Source organism: Rhizobium sp. C104 (assembly GCF_022354505.1).
GTDB lineage: Bacteria > Pseudomonadota > Alphaproteobacteria > Rhizobiales > Rhizobiaceae > Rhizobium > Rhizobium redzepovicii.
In genome coordinates this window covers 1,857,479-1,870,840 of the sequence record NZ_CP092348.1, presented here as the reverse complement: position 1 = coordinate 1,870,840, position 13,362 = coordinate 1,857,479, and the positions used below count along the sequence as shown (strand labels likewise).

Here is a 13,362-nt window from a genome sequence, read left to right as displayed (position 1 = left end):
GAAAATGGCATTGAAAACATTCAATCCGATCACCCCGAGCCAGCGCCAGCTGGTCATCGTCGACCGTTCGGCCCTCTACAAGGGCAAGCCGGTCAAGGCGCTGACGGAAGGCCTGACCAAGAGCGGCGGTCGTAACAACCTCGGTCGCATCACCGCCCGCTTCATCGGCGGCGGTCACAAGCGTACCTATCGCCTGATCGACTTCAAGCGTCGCAAGTTCGACGTCGAAGGCACGGTCGAGCGTATCGAATACGATCCGAACCGCACGGCTTTCATCGCGTTGGTCAACTATGCTGACGGCGAGAAGGCTTACATCCTCGCTCCTCAGCGTCTCGCTGCCGGTGACAAGGTCATCGCTTCCGAGAAGGCTGTCGACGTCAAGCCTGGCAATACCATGCCGCTGCAGTTCATCCCGGTCGGTTCCATCATCCACAACGTGGAAATGAAGCCGGGCAAGGGCGGTCAGATCGCTCGCTCCGCCGGTGGCTACGCACAGCTCGTCGGCCGTGACCAGGGCATGGCGATCCTTCGCCTGAACTCGGGTGAACAGCGTCTCGTGCATGGCTCCTGCCTCGCTTCGATCGGCGCCGTCTCCAACCCTGACCACGCCAACATCAACGACGGCAAGGCCGGTCGTACCGTTTGGCGCGGCAAGCGTCCGCATAACCGCGGTGTCGTCATGAACCCGGTCGACCATCCGCACGGCGGTGGTGAAGGCCGCACCTCCGGTGGTCGCCATCCGGTGACACCATGGGGCAAGCCGACCAAGGGCAAGCGCACCCGGTCGAACAAGTCGACCGACAAGATGATCATGCGCTCGCGTCATCAGCGTAAGAAGTAAGAGAGGAAGTCTCCAATGGCTCGTTCAGTATGGAAAGGTCCGTTCGTTGACGGCTATCTTCTCAAGAAGGCTGAGAAGGTTCGTGAAGGCGGACGTGCAGAAGTAATCAAGATCTGGAGCCGTCGCTCCACGATCCTGCCGCAGTTCGTCGGTCTTACCTTCGGCGTCTACAACGGCAGCAAGCATATCCCGGTCAGCGTCAATGAAGACATGGTCGGCCACAAATTCGGTGAATTCTCTCCGACCCGCACCTACTACGGTCACGGCGCGGACAAGAAGGCGAAGAGGAAGTAACAATGGGCAAGGCAAAAGCCGAACGCCGGCTGAAGGACAACGAGGCGCAAGCAGTCGCCCGCACGCTCCGCGTCAGCCCCCAGAAGCTCAATCTGGTTGCTGCGGCCATCCGTGGCAAGAAGGTCGAGCGCGCACTCGCTGAGCTGGAGTTCTCCCGCAAGCGTATCGCAGGTGCCGTCAAGAAGACGCTCGAATCTGCGATCGCCAACGCTGAGAACAACCACGATCTCGACGTCGACGCTCTCGTCGTCGCCGAGGCCTATGTCGGCAAGTCGATCGTCATGAAGCGTTTCCACGCTCGTGGTCGCGGTCGCGCGTCGCGCATCGAAAAGCCTTTCGCGCACCTGACGATCGTCGTTCGTGAAGTGCAGGCAGTTGAGGAGGCCGCATAATGGGTCAGAAAATCAATCCAATCGGTTTCCGTCTTGGCATCAACCGTACCTGGGATAGCCGCTGGTTCGCGGACAATGCCGAGTACGGCCAGCTGCTGCACGAAGACCTGAAGATGCGCAAGTTCGTCATGAGCGAACTGAAGCAGGCCGGGATCTCCAAGGTGGTCATCGAGCGTCCGCACAAGAAGTGCCGCGTCACGATCCACTCGGCACGTCCGGGCCTGATCATCGGCCGCAAGGGCGCCGACATCGACAAGCTCCGCAAGAAGCTGTCGGATATGACCAACTCAGAAACGCACCTCAACATCGTCGAAGTGCGCAAGCCCGAAGTCGACGCAACGCTGGTCGCTCAGTCGATCGCCCAGCAGCTCGAGCGCCGCGTGGCTTTCCGCCGCGCCATGAAGCGCGCCGTTCAGTCCGCGATGCGTCTTGGCGCCGAAGGCATCAAGATCACCTGCGCCGGCCGTCTCGGCGGCGCTGAAATCGCCCGTACGGAATGGTACCGCGAAGGTCGTGTGCCGCTGCACACGCTGCGCGCCGACATCGACTACGGCACGGCTGAAGCAGAAACCGCGTTCGGCATCTGCGGCATCAAGGTCTGGATCTTCAAGGGCGAAATCCTTGAGCACGATCCGATGGCTTCCGAGCGCCGTGCGATGGAAGGTGACGCCCAGGGTCCGGCAAGCCGTGATCGTGACCGCGACAGAGACCGTCGCCGCGACAACGCTTGATAGCGCGCGTGGCAGAGAAGTTCGGAGAATAAGAAAATGTTGCAGCCAAAGCGTACCAAGTACCGCAAGCAGTTCAAGGGCCGCATCAAGGGCGTCGCCAAGGGCGGTTCTGACCTGGCATTCGGCGAATTCGGCCTGAAGGCTCAGGAACCCAACCGCGTCAACGCGCGCGAGATCGAAGCGGCCCGCCGCGCGATCACGCGTTACATGAAGCGCGCCGGCCGTGTGTGGATCCGCGTGTTCCCGGACGTTCCGGTAACCGCAAAGCCGACCGAAGTCCGCATGGGTAAGGGTAAGGGCTCCGTTGAATACTGGGCATGCAAGGTCAAGCCCGGCCGTATGATGTTCGAGATCGATGGTGTCAGCGAAGAAATCGCCCGTGAGGCGCTTCGTCTCGGCTCTGCCAAGCTCTCGGTCAAGACGCGCTTCGTTCAGCGCATTGCAGAGTAAGGGATTGAGCTCATGAAAGCCTCAGATGTTCGCGGCTTCACCGCCGACCAACTCAAGGACGAGCTTGCCAAGCTGAAGAAGGAGCAGTTCAACCTGCGCTTCCAGAAGGCGACCGGCCAGCTCGAAAAGTCCTCGCGCATCAATGAAGTCCGCAAGGACATCGCCCGCGTGAAAACCATTGCCCGCCAGAAGGCGGCAGAAGTTAAGGCCTAAAGGAAGAAAAATATGCCGAAGCGCATCCTGCAGGGCGTCGTCGTTGGCGACAAGAACGAGAAGACGGTAGTGGTTCGCGTCGAGCGTCGTTTCGCTCACCCGCTGCTCCAGAAGACCGTTCGTCGTTCCAAGAAGTACAAGGCCCACGACGAAAACAACCAGTACAAGATTGGCGATACCGTATCCATCGAGGAATGCGCGCCGATCTCCAAGGACAAGCGCTGGACGGTAATTTCCGCCCAGGGCCAGTAAACAGAATTTTGTGCGAGGCCTTGCGTCTCGCCGAAATATCTGTATGAAGCAGCGTCAGAACGCTCGAATGCCGGGCGTTCTTTTGCTTTGAGCGCACGGAAGGTCCTTCGGGAAACCACCCTGGCACGATCGATCCCGCGCTATTCAGCATTGCCGCGTCTGTGCTGCCGTTACGGCAGTTCGGCCGGCGAAAATTTTCATAAGCCGGAGTAGGGGGCTAGCCCAACCATTCCGGTAAACCAAGAAGGCGACCTGATATGATTCAGATGCAAACAAACCTCGACGTCGCGGATAATTCCGGCGCACGTCGTGTCATGTGCATCAAGGTGCTGGGCGGCTCGAAGCGCAAGTATGCCTCGATCGGCGACGTCATCGTCGTTTCGATCAAGGAAGCGATCCCGCGCGGCCGCGTGAAGAAGGGTGACGTGATGAAGGCGGTTGTCGTTCGCACCGCCAAGGACATCCGTCGTCCGGATGGCTCCGTCATCCGTTTCGACACCAACGCAGCAGTCCTCATCGACAACAAGAAAGAGCCGATCGGCACCCGTATCTTCGGACCGGTTCCGCGCGAACTTCGCGCCAAGAACCACATGAAGATCATCTCGCTGGCTCCCGAAGTACTGTAAGGAGCAAAGCGATGCAGAAGATTCGTAAGGGCGACAAGGTCGTCATGCTCGCTGGCAAGGACAAGGGCCGTACCGGCGAAGTTGTCCAGGTCATGCCGAAGGAAGATCGTGCCGTTGTTCGTGGCGTCAACGTCGTCAAGCGCCACCAGCGCCAGACGCAGACCCAGGAAGCCGGCATCATCAACAAGGAAGCCTCCGTTCACCTGTCGAACGTTGCAATCGTCGACAAGGACGGCAAGCCGACCCGCGTCGGTTTCAAGGTTGTTGACGGCAAAAAGGTCCGTGTGGCCAAGCGTTCTGGAGAAGTGATCGATGGCTGAGGCAAAATACGAGCCGCGGCTCAAGAAGGAATATGTCGAGCGCATCCGCAAGGCGATGCAGGAGCAGTTCTCCTACGCCAACGAGATGATGATCCCGAAGCTCGACAAGATCGTGATCAACATGGGTGTCGGCGAAGCGACCGCTGACTCGAAGAAGCCGACGGTAGCTGCCGCCGACCTCGCGGCGATCGCCGGCCAGAAGCCGGTCATCACCCGCGCCCGCAACTCCATCGCAGGCTTCAAGGTCCGCGAACAGATGCCGATCGGCGCGAAGGTCACCCTGCGCGGCGCCCGCATGTACGAGTTCCTGGATCGCCTGGTCAACATCGCGCTTCCGCGCGTTCGCGACTTCCGCGGCCTGAACCCGAAAAGCTTTGACGGCCGTGGCAACTTCGCCATGGGCATCAAGGAGCACATTGTGTTCCCTGAGATCAACTACGACAAGGTTGATCAGATGTGGGGCATGGACATCATCGTTTGCACGACGGCGACGACCGACGACGAAGCACGGGCTCTTCTGAAAGAGTTCAGCTTCCCGTTCCGTCAATAACCGTAACGACGAGCGTAGAAAAGGAACCTGACATGGCGAAGACAAGCGCAGTTGAAAAGAACAAGCGCCGCCGTACTACCGTCGCCAACCAGGCCGCTAAGCGGGCTGCGTTGAAGGCGATCATCATGAACCAGGCTCTTCCGATCGAAGAGCGGTTCAAGGCCTCGATCAAGCTGGCATCCCTGCCGCGTGATGGATCGAAGACCCGTATTCGCAACCGTTGCGAAGTTTCGGGGCGTCCGCGCGCATATTACCGCAAACTGCGCATGTCGCGTATTGCGCTGCGTGAACTGGGCAATCTCGGCAAGGTGCCGGGCATCGTCAAGTCGAGCTGGTAAGGAGCAGGTTACATGACAATGACTGATCCGTTGGGCGATATGCTCACCCGTATCCGTAACGGCGCTTCCCGCCGCAAGTCGTCGGTTTCGACGCCTGCGTCCAAGCTCCGTGCACGTGTTCTCGATGTCCTGCAGTCCGAAGGCTACATCCGTGGCTATTCCGTTGTCGATTTCGGCAATGGCAAGTCGGAACTCAGCATCGAGCTGAAATATTATGAAGGCGCATCGGTGATCCGTGAGATCGGCCGTGTGTCCAAGCCGGGCCGCCGGGTTTATGTCTCGGTCAAGTCCATTCCGCAGGTCGCGAACGGCCTCGGCATCACCATCCTTTCGACTCCGAAGGGTGTGATGGCCGATCACCAGGCTCGCGAACAGAACGTTGGCGGCGAGGTTCTTTGCTCGGTCTTCTAAGATCGGGCAGAGATCTCCATAGCGAACAGACAGGATTGAAACATGTCTCGTATCGGTAAAAAGCCCGTTCAGGTGCCTGCTGGGATCACGGCTACGGTCGATGGCCAGAAGGTCACTGCAAAGGGCCCGAAGGGCGAGCTGTTTTTCGTTGCTAACGACGAAATCAGCCTCAAGCTCGAAAACAACGCGGTCGTCGTGACGCCCGTGAACCAGACCAAGGATGCACGTTCGAAGTGGGGCATGTCCCGCACGATGATCGAAGGCATCTTCAAGGGCGTCAAGGACGGCTTCGAGCGCAAGCTCGAAATCAACGGCGTCGGTTACCGCGCCTCCCTGCAGGGCAAGAACCTGCAGCTGGCCCTCGGCTTCAGCCACGACGTGATCTATGAGCCGCCGGTCGGCATCACGATCGCCGTTCCGAAGCCGACTGAAATTGTTGTCTCCGGCATCAATAAGCAGCAGGTCGGTCAGGTCGCCGCCGAAATCCGCGAATATCGCGGTCCCGAGCCCTACAAGGGCAAGGGCGTCAAGTACGCTGACGAGCGGATCGTCCGCAAAGAAGGCAAGAAGAAGTAAGGATCACGCGAAATGGCTAGCAGGAAAGAAGCACTTGCACGTCGTGCCAACCGCGTGCGCCGTCATCTCAAGTCGGTGGCCAACGGCCGTCCGCGCCTGTCGGTTCATCGCTCCTCGAAGAACATCTACGCTCAGGTTATCGACGATGTTGCCGGCAAGACACTTGCCGCTGCATCGACCCTCGACAAGGATCTGCGCGGTTCTCTGAAGACCGGTGCTGACACAGCAGCAGCTGCCCTCGTCGGCAAGCTCGTTGCAGAGCGCGCTTCGAAGGCGGGTGTCACCGAGGTCGTATTCGACCGTGGCGCCTTCATCTATCACGGCCGCATCAAGGCTCTCGCCGATGCAGCCCGCGAAGGCGGTCTCACCTTCTGATCAGTTTCCGGCCGGACGCTTTGGCGCCGGCCGGATTTTCGCCGGACCGCAGGCACTCTCCGGAAGGGGAGGCTGATGCGGTCCACATGTATTTGCCGATTGCACCCGGAAAAGAAAAAGGAAGAGGACAATGGCACAGGAAAGAAGGCCGCAGCGGGAAGACCGCCAGAGCCGTGAAGAGCGCGATAGCGAATTCGTCGACAAGCTTGTCGCGATCAACCGCGTCGCCAAGGTCGTCAAGGGCGGCCGTCGTTTCGGTTTCGCAGCACTCGTCGTCGTCGGCGACCAGAAGGGCCGCGTCGGCTTCGGCCATGGCAAGGCACGCGAAGTGCCGGAAGCCATCCGCAAGGCAACCGAAGCCGCCAAGCGCGAACTGATCTTCGTACCGCTGCGTGACGGCCGTACGCTGCATCACGACGTTCACGGCCGCCACGGCGCCGGCAAGGTTCTGCTGCGCTCGGCCAAGGTCGGTACCGGCATCATCGCCGGCGGTCCGATGCGCGCCGTTTTCGAAACGCTCGGCATGCACGACGTCGTCGCCAAGTCGACTGGTTCGTCGAACCCCTACAACATGGTTCGCGCCACCTTCGACGCTCTGAAGCACCAGGTTCACCCGAAGGACATCGCAGCTCAGCGCGGCATCAAGTATGCAACGCTGCAGGCTCGTCGTAGCGCCTCCGGCAACGCCTCTGAAGAATAAGAGGAGTTTGACAGATGGCCAAGGCTACCAAGAAGGCTGAAGCGAAGACTGTCACGATCGAACAGATCGGCAGCCCGATTCGCCGTCCGGATGTTCAGCAGCGCACGCTGATCGGTCTCGGACTGAACAAGATGCACCGTCGCCGCACGCTGGAGGATACTCCTTCGGTTCGTGGCATGATCCGTGCTGTCCAGCATCTCGTTCGCGTCGTCGACGAGAAGTGAGACGGAGGAAACGCTCATGAAACTCAATGAAATTAAAGATAACGAAGGTTCGACCCACAGCCGCAAGCGCCTCGGCCGCGGTATCGGCTCGGGCTCCGGCAAGACCGGTGGTCGCGGTGTGAAGGGTCAGAAGTCCCGTTCGGGCGTCGCCATCAACGGCTTCGAAGGCGGCCAGATGCCGATCTATCGTCGCCTGCCGAAGCGCGGCTTCAACAACATTTTCGCTTCCGATTTTGTTGTTGTGTCGCTGGCTCGCATCCAGGCGGCGATCGACGCCGGCAAGCTCGATGCCAAGGCGACCGTTGACGCAGCTGCCCTCAAGGCCGCCGGCGTCATCCGCCGCACCAAAGACGGCGTTCGCGTTCTCGCTGACGGCGAGCTGAAGGCCAAGATCACCATCGTCGTTGCCGGCGCCTCCAAGCCTGCCGTCGAGAAGATCGAAAAGGCCGGCGGCACCGTGACGCTGCTTTCGGCTCCGGCTGCAGCCGAATAATAATCTGATGATATATCGCCCGGGGTGCTTCACACCGGGCGATTTTGCTCCCATATGTGGGCCTCACAAAATGTTGGCTGGCGCGCCCGCGTCATGCCGGTAAGACTGAAACAAGGGTGAGGCATGGGGTTGCGCTGCAATCCGTACTGAACCCGGTTTTGAATAATTTTCATACTGATTCCGGGGCCGGCCTATCCCCAGAGACGCCGGAATTGGTAGCGCGGAGAAACGCATGGCTTCTGCAGCGGAACAATTGGCATCCAACCTCAATTTTTCGACCTTTGCCAAAGCCGAGGATTTGAAGAAGCGCCTGTGGTTCACACTGGCAGCTCTCCTCGTTTACAGGCTCGGTACCCATATTCCGCTTCCAGGCCTCAACCCCGAAGCCTATGCCCAGGCTTTCCGCGGCCAGGCAGGTGGCATTCTCGGCCTTTTCAACATGTTTTCGGGCGGCGCCGTTCAGCGCATGGCGATCTTCGCGCTCGGCATCATGCCCTATATCTCCGCTTCGATCATAGTGCAGCTGATGACATCGGTCGTGCCGGCGCTCGAAAACCTCAAGAAAGAGGGCGAGCAGGGCCGTAAGATCATCAACCAGTATACCCGCTATGGCACGGTCATCCTCGGTGCGCTCCAGGCCTACGGCATTGCCGCCGGTCTCGAGAGCGGCCAGGGCCTCGTCGTCGATCCGGGCTTGTTCTTCCGTGTTTCCACCGTTCTGACGCTGCTCGGCGGCACGATGTTCCTGATGTGGCTCGGCGAGCAGATCACCTCGCGCGGTATCGGCAACGGCATCTCGCTGATCATCTTCGCCGGCATCGCCGCCGGTCTTCCGACAGCTCTTGCCGGCACGCTCGAGCTCGGCCGCACGGGTGCGCTGTCGACCTTCCTCATTCTGTTGGTGATCATCGTCGCGATCGGCGTCATCGGGGTCATCGTCTTCGTCGAGCGCGCGCAGCGCCGGCTGTTGATCCAGTATCCGAAGCGCCAGGTCGGCAACCGGATGTTCCAGGGCGATACGTCTCATCTGCCGCTGAAGCTCAACACCTCGGGCGTCATCCCGGCGATCTTCGCCTCGTCGCTGCTGCTGCTGCCGGCAACGCTTGCAGGCTTTGCCAACACCACGGCGATGCCCTCCTGGGCAACATCGATCGTCGCGGCCCTCGGCCATGGCCAGCCGCTCTACATGGTGCTCTATGCGGCGCTGATCGCCTTCTTCGCCTTCTTCTATACGGCCATCGTCTTCAATCCGAAGGACACGGCCGACAATCTGAAGAAGCATGGCGGCTTCATTCCCGGCATCCGCCCGGGCGAGCGCACCGCCGAATATATCGACTACGTGCTGACCCGAATCACGGTGATCGGCGCAATCTATCTCGTCTTCGTCTGCATCCTTCCGGAGATCTTGGTGTCGCAAACCGGCATTCCATTATCCCTTGGTGGGACTTCGCTTTTGATCGTGGTTAGCGTAACTCTTGATACGGTTGCACAGATCCAGGGTCACCTGATCGCGCAGCAATACGAAGGCCTGATCAAGAAATCGAAGTTGCGTGGAGGAAAGAGGGGGCGATGAGACTTATCCTTTTAGGGCCGCCGGGCGCGGGTAAGGGAACCCAGGCCCAGCGGATCGTGGAAAAGCACGGCATTCCGCAGCTTTCCACGGGGGACATGCTGCGCGCAGCGGTCAATGCCGGCACGGATGTCGGCAAGCGCGCCAAGGCGGTGATGGATGCCGGCAAACTTGTCTCGGATGAGATCGTTATCGCCATCGTCTCCGAGCGAATCGATCAACCCGATTGCGCCAACGGCTTCATTCTCGACGGTTTCCCGAGGACGCTCGTCCAGGCGGATGCCACCGAAGCGATGCTGAGGGCAAAGGGTCTGGGTCTGTCCGTCGTCATCGAATTCCGTGTCGACGATGACGAACTGGTCCGCCGTGTCGCCGGCCGCTACTCCTGCGCCCAGTGCGGCAGCGTCTATCACGATACCGATAAGGTTCCGGCCGCCGAAGGCGTGTGCGACAAGTGCGGTTCCACGCACTTCAAGCGCCGTCCCGACGACAACCCGGAGACCATGACGGCTCGGCTGCAGGTCTATTACAAGGAAACCTCGCCGCTGATCGGCTATTACCATGCCAAGGGCAAACTCAGGTCCGTGGACGGCATGGCGGAAATCGATCAGGTGACGGCCGAGGTCGAAAACATTCTTTCTAAGCTTTAAGGCTTTGAAAATAAACTTGGCGGAACGGTTGCTTTTCAGCAGTGATTCCGCTAAACACCGCGCCAACTCGCGACATTCCATGCGATCGGCGCGGATTTCCCAGGGAAGTCCGGGTGCGGTCGTTTTGACATGTTACGGACGTAAATCTGAACGAGCGGTTCCAAAGGCCGCATAACGAAGCCCACTTGCCGGATGGCAACTGGAATGCAAGGAGAACAGGCGTGGCACGTATCGCTGGCGTCAACATCCCGACTGCGAAGCGCGTTGTTATCGCGTTGACCTACATTCACGGGATCGGTCCGAAATTCGCACAGGAAATCGTCGAGAAGGTCGGTATCCCGGCTGAACGTCGTGTGCATCAGCTGACGGACGCCGAAGTCCTTCAGATCCGCGAAGCCATCGACCGCGACTATCAGGTCGAAGGTGATCTTCGTCGCGATACCGCGATGAACATCAAGCGCCTGATGGACCTGGGCTGCTACCGCGGCCTGCGTCATCGCCGCGGCCTTCCGGTCCGCGGTCAGCGCACGCATACCAATGCCCGCACCCGCAAGGGCCCGGCAAAGGCAATCGCTGGCAAGAAGAAGTAATTTCCGGGAAACCGGGGTGGGGAGGCTGGCGGTCTGCGCCGGCCTCTTTTGAGTTTGGAGCGGGACCATATAGGCGCCGTTCCGGTGTAGCCGCTGGCATTACGGCGGTGAAGAGATCAACGAAAGGAATACCATGGCTAAGGAAGCCGTCCGCGTTCGCCGTCGTGAACGCAAGAACATCTCGTCGGGTGTCGCTCACGTCAACTCGACCTTCAACAACACGATGATCACCATCACCGATGCCCAGGGCAACGCGATCGCTTGGTCGTCGGCTGGCGCCAAAGGCTTCAAGGGCTCGCGCAAGTCGACCCCGTTCGCTGCCCAGATTGCTGCTGAAGACTGCGCCAAGAAGGCTCAGGAGCACGGCATGAAGTCGCTGGAAGTCGAAGTCTGCGGTCCGGGTTCGGGTCGTGAATCGGCTCTGCGCGCGCTCCAGGCTGCAGGTTTCATGATCACGTCCATCCGCGACGTGACCCCGATCCCGCACAATGGCTGCCGTCCGCGCAAGAAGCGCCGCGTCTGATCATCGCTCTCGTCACTGGTGAGCGCCTTGGCGCTCCCGGTGGTTTTCAAGCTCGGTTGCCACGATTGGATGGTGGCAACGAACGGAAGGCAAACTCATGATTCAGAAGAACTGGCAGGAACTGATCAAGCCGAACAAGGTGGAGTTCTCCTCGAGCTCGCGCACCAGGGCGACGCTTGTTGCCGAACCGCTGGAGCGCGGCTTCGGCCTCACCCTCGGCAATGCGCTTCGCCGCGTTCTGCTCTCCTCGCTGCGCGGCGCTGCCGTTACGGCGGTGCAGATCGATGGCGTGCTGCATGAATTCTCCTCGATTCCGGGCGTCCGCGAAGACGTGACGGACATCGTGCTCAACATCAAGGAAATCGCCATCAAGATGGATGGCGACGACGCAAAGCGCATGGTCGTGCGCAAGCAGGGCCCGGGCGTTGTCACGGCTGGCGACATCCAGACGGTCGGCGATATCGAAATCCTCAACCCCGAGCATGTCATCTGCACGCTCGACGAGGGCGCCGAAATCCGCATGGAGTTCACCGTCAACAACGGCAAGGGCTACGTTCCGGCTGAGCGCAATCGTGCGGAAGATGCTCCGATCGGTCTCATCCCGGTCGACAGCCTCTATTCGCCGGTCAAGAAGGTGTCCTACAAGGTAGAAAATACCCGCGAAGGACAGGTTCTCGACTACGACAAGCTGAACATGACCATCGAAACCGATGGCTCGATCACCGGCGAAGACGCCGTCGCTTTTGCGGCGCGCATTCTCCAGGATCAGCTTGGCGTCTTCGTCAACTTCGACGAGCCGCAGAAGGAAACCGAAGAGGAAGCAGTCACCGAACTCGCTTTCAACCCGGCTCTCCTGAAGAAGGTGGACGAACTCGAACTGTCGGTCCGTTCGGCAAACTGCCTGAAGAACGACAACATCGTCTACATCGGCGACCTCATTCAGAAGACCGAAGCAGAAATGCTCCGCACACCGAATTTTGGTCGCAAGTCGCTGAACGAAATCAAGGAAGTTCTCGCTTCCATGGGCCTGCACCTCGGCATGGAAGTGCCGGCATGGCCGCCCGAGAACATCGAAGATCTCGCCAAGCGTTACGAAGACCAATATTGAGAAAACAAAAGGCAGGCTCTTTCGGCTGCCTTTCCCCGTCAAACAGCAGGCCGATCGCCTGCATGTGCCAGGAAACGGCAGGCCCACGTAACGTAAGGGCACCTGCATTAAAGGAGAATAGCAATGCGCCATGGTAAAGCCGGCCGCAAGCTGAATAGAACTGCAAGCCACCGCAAGGCGATGTTCGCCAACATGGCGGCTTCGCTGATTACCCACGAGCAGATCGTCACGACTCTGCCGAAGGCCAAGGAAATCCGTCCGATCGTCGAGAAGCTCGTCACGCTCGGCAAGCGCGGCGACCTGCATGCTCGCCGTCAGGCGATCTCGCAGATCCGCGATGCCGCTGTCGTCTCGAAGCTGTTCGACACGATCGCAACGCGTTACGCCACCCGCAATGGCGGCTATCTGCGTATCATGAAGGCCGGCTTCCGCCAGGGCGACAATGCCGCCATGGCAGTTGTCGAATTCGTTGACCGCGACACCTTCGCCAAGGGCGCAGCCGACAAGGCCCGCGTCGCTGCCGAAGAGCAGGCCGTCGCCGCTTAATCTTCCGCTCCGTCGGAAACAAAACAGCCGGGCTCGCAAAGCCCGGCTGTTTTTGTTTGTTCAGAGCAGCGGGCCGGACCTTCGCTCTGTGACGACGGCTAAGCCTGACAATGCGGTATCTGCATAAAAGCTGTTGGAATGGCCGGGATTGTGAGGGACAGCTGAATTGCAGGAAATCATTCAAACCCGCTCCCGCGTGCAGTTCCGTCGTCTCGCCACTCTACTTCTCGTCATCTTCCTCGGACTGGCGCTCAGGCGCTTCGGCTACGCGATCGAGCTGCCCTTCATCGTCGTCAAATATGGCGGTCGGCGCTCTGGGGGCGATGGTCTATCTGCTCATGGCGCTCTTGGTCGCACGGTCACGACCGGCAATCATTGCCGTCATGGCGCTGTTCCTGGCGATCGCAGTGGAGTTGTTCCGTCTCTATCATACGCCTTGGCTCGACGCATTTCGCCTGACGACCGCAGGCGCACTGCTGCTCGGCCACGTCTTTTCGCTCTGGAACATTCTGGCCTATGCGATCGGTATCGCCGTGGCCTGCGCCTGCGATCCCGTCCATCGGGCGGCAGTTGATTCCCGCCGATAGCT

The 13,362-nt window shown here is 59.8% G+C and carries 23 protein-coding genes and 1 pseudogene; all 24 read left to right on the top strand.

Going from position 1 to position 13,362, the window contains the following annotated elements; all coding sequences use genetic code 11:
* Window positions 1-4 precede the first annotated feature (4 nt).
* The 24 genes and pseudogenes from rplB to MF410_RS10345 all read left to right on the top strand — a co-directional run bounded on the left by rplB (window position 5) and on the right by MF410_RS10345 (window position 13,360).
* Window positions 5-841 carry a 50S ribosomal protein L2 gene (gene rplB, locus MF410_RS10460; protein ID WP_003547551.1) on the top strand — a complete coding sequence of 279 codons (837 nt, stop codon included), beginning with the start codon at window positions 5-7 and terminating at the stop codon, window positions 839-841.
* A 15-nt stretch (window positions 842-856) separates the two neighbouring features.
* Window positions 857-1,135: a 30S ribosomal protein S19 gene (gene rpsS, locus MF410_RS10455; protein ID WP_003573797.1), complete on the top strand. Its 279-nt coding sequence runs from the start codon at window positions 857-859 to the stop codon at window positions 1,133-1,135.
* A gap of 2 nt (window positions 1,136-1,137) precedes the next feature.
* Window positions 1,138-1,527 carry a 50S ribosomal protein L22 gene (gene rplV / locus MF410_RS10450; RefSeq protein WP_003573794.1) on the top strand — a complete coding sequence of 130 codons (390 nt, stop codon included), beginning with the start codon at window positions 1,138-1,140 and terminating at the stop codon, window positions 1,525-1,527.
* Window positions 1,527-2,258 (top strand): 30S ribosomal protein S3, encoded by a 732-nt coding sequence (gene rpsC, locus MF410_RS10445; RefSeq protein WP_003587196.1) that lies wholly within the window; start codon window positions 1,527-1,529, stop codon window positions 2,256-2,258. The genes rplV and rpsC overlap by 1 nt, the downstream gene beginning before the upstream one ends.
* Before the next feature lie 36 nt (window positions 2,259-2,294).
* Window positions 2,295-2,708, top strand: coding sequence for a 50S ribosomal protein L16 (gene rplP, locus MF410_RS10440; RefSeq protein WP_003573792.1), 414 nt, complete (start codon window positions 2,295-2,297; stop codon window positions 2,706-2,708).
* A 12-nt stretch (window positions 2,709-2,720) separates the two neighbouring features.
* Window positions 2,721-2,921: a 50S ribosomal protein L29 gene (gene rpmC / locus MF410_RS10435; protein ID WP_003547556.1), complete on the top strand. Its 201-nt coding sequence runs from the start codon at window positions 2,721-2,723 to the stop codon at window positions 2,919-2,921.
* Between the two features lie 12 nt (window positions 2,922-2,933).
* The gene (gene rpsQ / locus MF410_RS10430; protein ID WP_003573791.1) at window positions 2,934-3,173 is read left to right on the top strand and encodes a 30S ribosomal protein S17; all 240 of its coding nucleotides are present in this window, start codon (window positions 2,934-2,936) and stop codon (window positions 3,171-3,173) included.
* A 257-nt stretch (window positions 3,174-3,430) separates the two neighbouring features.
* Window positions 3,431-3,799 (top strand): 50S ribosomal protein L14, encoded by a 369-nt coding sequence (rplN, locus tag MF410_RS10425; protein ID WP_003573790.1) that lies wholly within the window; start codon window positions 3,431-3,433, stop codon window positions 3,797-3,799.
* Between the two features lie 11 nt (window positions 3,800-3,810).
* Window positions 3,811-4,119, top strand: a complete 309-nt coding sequence (rplX, locus tag MF410_RS10420; protein WP_003587195.1) for a 50S ribosomal protein L24 — start codon at window positions 3,811-3,813, stop codon at window positions 4,117-4,119.
* Window positions 4,112-4,669 (top strand): 50S ribosomal protein L5, encoded by a 558-nt coding sequence (gene rplE, locus MF410_RS10415; RefSeq protein WP_003573788.1) that lies wholly within the window; start codon window positions 4,112-4,114, stop codon window positions 4,667-4,669. Before rplX ends, rplE begins: the two co-directional genes overlap by 8 nt.
* Window positions 4,670-4,701: 32 nt before the next feature.
* Entirely contained in the window at window positions 4,702-5,007 is a 306-nt protein-coding gene (rpsN, locus tag MF410_RS10410) for a 30S ribosomal protein S14 (RefSeq protein WP_003573787.1), read from the top strand.
* Between the two features lie 12 nt (window positions 5,008-5,019).
* Window positions 5,020-5,418 carry a 30S ribosomal protein S8 gene (rpsH, locus tag MF410_RS10405; protein ID WP_003547562.1) on the top strand — a complete coding sequence of 133 codons (399 nt, stop codon included), beginning with the start codon at window positions 5,020-5,022 and terminating at the stop codon, window positions 5,416-5,418.
* A gap of 42 nt (window positions 5,419-5,460) precedes the next feature.
* Window positions 5,461-5,994 carry a 50S ribosomal protein L6 gene (gene rplF, locus MF410_RS10400; RefSeq protein WP_003578670.1) on the top strand — a complete coding sequence of 178 codons (534 nt, stop codon included), beginning with the start codon at window positions 5,461-5,463 and terminating at the stop codon, window positions 5,992-5,994.
* A 12-nt stretch (window positions 5,995-6,006) separates the two neighbouring features.
* On the top strand, window positions 6,007-6,369 hold the full coding sequence (gene rplR, locus MF410_RS10395; protein WP_003573785.1) for a 50S ribosomal protein L18: 363 nt from the start codon (window positions 6,007-6,009) through the stop codon (window positions 6,367-6,369).
* 130 nt (window positions 6,370-6,499) lie between these two features.
* The gene (gene rpsE, locus MF410_RS10390) at window positions 6,500-7,069 is read left to right on the top strand and encodes a 30S ribosomal protein S5 (protein WP_003573784.1); all 570 of its coding nucleotides are present in this window, start codon (window positions 6,500-6,502) and stop codon (window positions 7,067-7,069) included.
* Window positions 7,070-7,083: 14 nt separating this feature from the next.
* Window positions 7,084-7,293: a 50S ribosomal protein L30 gene (gene rpmD, locus MF410_RS10385; RefSeq protein ID WP_003547566.1), complete on the top strand. Its 210-nt coding sequence runs from the start codon at window positions 7,084-7,086 to the stop codon at window positions 7,291-7,293.
* A gap of 16 nt (window positions 7,294-7,309) precedes the next feature.
* Complete coding sequence (rplO, locus tag MF410_RS10380) at window positions 7,310-7,786, top strand: 50S ribosomal protein L15 (RefSeq protein WP_012557366.1); 477 nt, start codon at window positions 7,310-7,312, stop codon at window positions 7,784-7,786.
* 232 nt (window positions 7,787-8,018) lie between these two features.
* Complete coding sequence (gene secY, locus MF410_RS10375; protein ID WP_012557367.1) at window positions 8,019-9,359, top strand: preprotein translocase subunit SecY; 1,341 nt, start codon at window positions 8,019-8,021, stop codon at window positions 9,357-9,359.
* Window positions 9,356-10,006, top strand: a complete 651-nt coding sequence (locus MF410_RS10370; protein ID WP_003587191.1) for an adenylate kinase — start codon at window positions 9,356-9,358, stop codon at window positions 10,004-10,006. The genes secY and MF410_RS10370 overlap by 4 nt, the downstream gene beginning before the upstream one ends.
* Window positions 10,007-10,227: 221 nt before the next feature.
* The gene (gene rpsM, locus MF410_RS10365) at window positions 10,228-10,596 is read left to right on the top strand and encodes a 30S ribosomal protein S13 (protein ID WP_003573772.1); all 369 of its coding nucleotides are present in this window, start codon (window positions 10,228-10,230) and stop codon (window positions 10,594-10,596) included.
* A gap of 133 nt (window positions 10,597-10,729) precedes the next feature.
* Window positions 10,730-11,119 (top strand): 30S ribosomal protein S11, encoded by a 390-nt coding sequence (gene rpsK, locus MF410_RS10360; RefSeq protein WP_003547577.1) that lies wholly within the window; start codon window positions 10,730-10,732, stop codon window positions 11,117-11,119.
* 97 nt (window positions 11,120-11,216) lie between these two features.
* Window positions 11,217-12,227, top strand: a complete 1,011-nt coding sequence (locus MF410_RS10355) for a DNA-directed RNA polymerase subunit alpha (RefSeq protein WP_003547579.1) — start codon at window positions 11,217-11,219, stop codon at window positions 12,225-12,227.
* Between the two features lie 123 nt (window positions 12,228-12,350).
* A complete protein-coding gene (gene rplQ, locus MF410_RS10350) occupies window positions 12,351-12,773 on the top strand; it encodes a 50S ribosomal protein L17 (protein ID WP_003573769.1) in 423 nt (140 codons plus the stop codon).
* Between the two features lie 166 nt (window positions 12,774-12,939).
* Window positions 12,940-13,360: pseudogene (locus tag MF410_RS10345) on the top strand (DUF2809 domain-containing protein).
* Window positions 13,361-13,362 lie beyond the last annotated feature (2 nt).

Excerpts from the sequence above, each read along its gene's own strand:
- rplB (WP_003547551.1), top strand. The coding sequence starts at position 5 with ATGGCATTGAAAACATTCAATCCGATCACCCCGAGCCAGCGCCAGCTG.
- rpsS (WP_003573797.1), top strand. The coding sequence starts at position 857 with ATGGCTCGTTCAGTATGGAAAGGTCCGTTCGTTGACGGCTATCTTCTC.
- rplV (WP_003573794.1), top strand. The coding sequence starts at position 1,138 with ATGGGCAAGGCAAAAGCCGAACGCCGGCTGAAGGACAACGAGGCGCAA.
- rpsC (WP_003587196.1), top strand. The coding sequence starts at position 1,527 with ATGGGTCAGAAAATCAATCCAATCGGTTTCCGTCTTGGCATCAACCGT.
- rplP (WP_003573792.1), top strand. The coding sequence starts at position 2,295 with ATGTTGCAGCCAAAGCGTACCAAGTACCGCAAGCAGTTCAAGGGCCGC.
- rpmC (WP_003547556.1), top strand. The coding sequence starts at position 2,721 with ATGAAAGCCTCAGATGTTCGCGGCTTCACCGCCGACCAACTCAAGGAC.
- rpsQ (WP_003573791.1), top strand. The coding sequence starts at position 2,934 with ATGCCGAAGCGCATCCTGCAGGGCGTCGTCGTTGGCGACAAGAACGAG.
- rplN (WP_003573790.1), top strand. The coding sequence starts at position 3,431 with ATGATTCAGATGCAAACAAACCTCGACGTCGCGGATAATTCCGGCGCA.
- rplX (WP_003587195.1), top strand. The coding sequence starts at position 3,811 with ATGCAGAAGATTCGTAAGGGCGACAAGGTCGTCATGCTCGCTGGCAAG.
- rplE (WP_003573788.1), top strand. The coding sequence starts at position 4,112 with ATGGCTGAGGCAAAATACGAGCCGCGGCTCAAGAAGGAATATGTCGAG.
- rpsN (WP_003573787.1), top strand. The coding sequence starts at position 4,702 with ATGGCGAAGACAAGCGCAGTTGAAAAGAACAAGCGCCGCCGTACTACC.
- rpsH (WP_003547562.1), top strand. The coding sequence starts at position 5,020 with ATGACAATGACTGATCCGTTGGGCGATATGCTCACCCGTATCCGTAAC.
- rplF (WP_003578670.1), top strand. The coding sequence starts at position 5,461 with ATGTCTCGTATCGGTAAAAAGCCCGTTCAGGTGCCTGCTGGGATCACG.
- rplR (WP_003573785.1), top strand. The coding sequence starts at position 6,007 with ATGGCTAGCAGGAAAGAAGCACTTGCACGTCGTGCCAACCGCGTGCGC.
- rpsE (WP_003573784.1), top strand. The coding sequence starts at position 6,500 with ATGGCACAGGAAAGAAGGCCGCAGCGGGAAGACCGCCAGAGCCGTGAA.
- rpmD (WP_003547566.1), top strand. The coding sequence starts at position 7,084 with ATGGCCAAGGCTACCAAGAAGGCTGAAGCGAAGACTGTCACGATCGAA.
- rplO (WP_012557366.1), top strand. The coding sequence starts at position 7,310 with ATGAAACTCAATGAAATTAAAGATAACGAAGGTTCGACCCACAGCCGC.
- secY (WP_012557367.1), top strand. The coding sequence starts at position 8,019 with ATGGCTTCTGCAGCGGAACAATTGGCATCCAACCTCAATTTTTCGACC.
- MF410_RS10370 (WP_003587191.1), top strand. The coding sequence starts at position 9,356 with ATGAGACTTATCCTTTTAGGGCCGCCGGGCGCGGGTAAGGGAACCCAG.
- rpsK (WP_003547577.1), top strand. The coding sequence starts at position 10,730 with ATGGCTAAGGAAGCCGTCCGCGTTCGCCGTCGTGAACGCAAGAACATC.
- MF410_RS10355 (WP_003547579.1), top strand. The coding sequence starts at position 11,217 with ATGATTCAGAAGAACTGGCAGGAACTGATCAAGCCGAACAAGGTGGAG.
- rplQ (WP_003573769.1), top strand. The coding sequence starts at position 12,351 with ATGCGCCATGGTAAAGCCGGCCGCAAGCTGAATAGAACTGCAAGCCAC.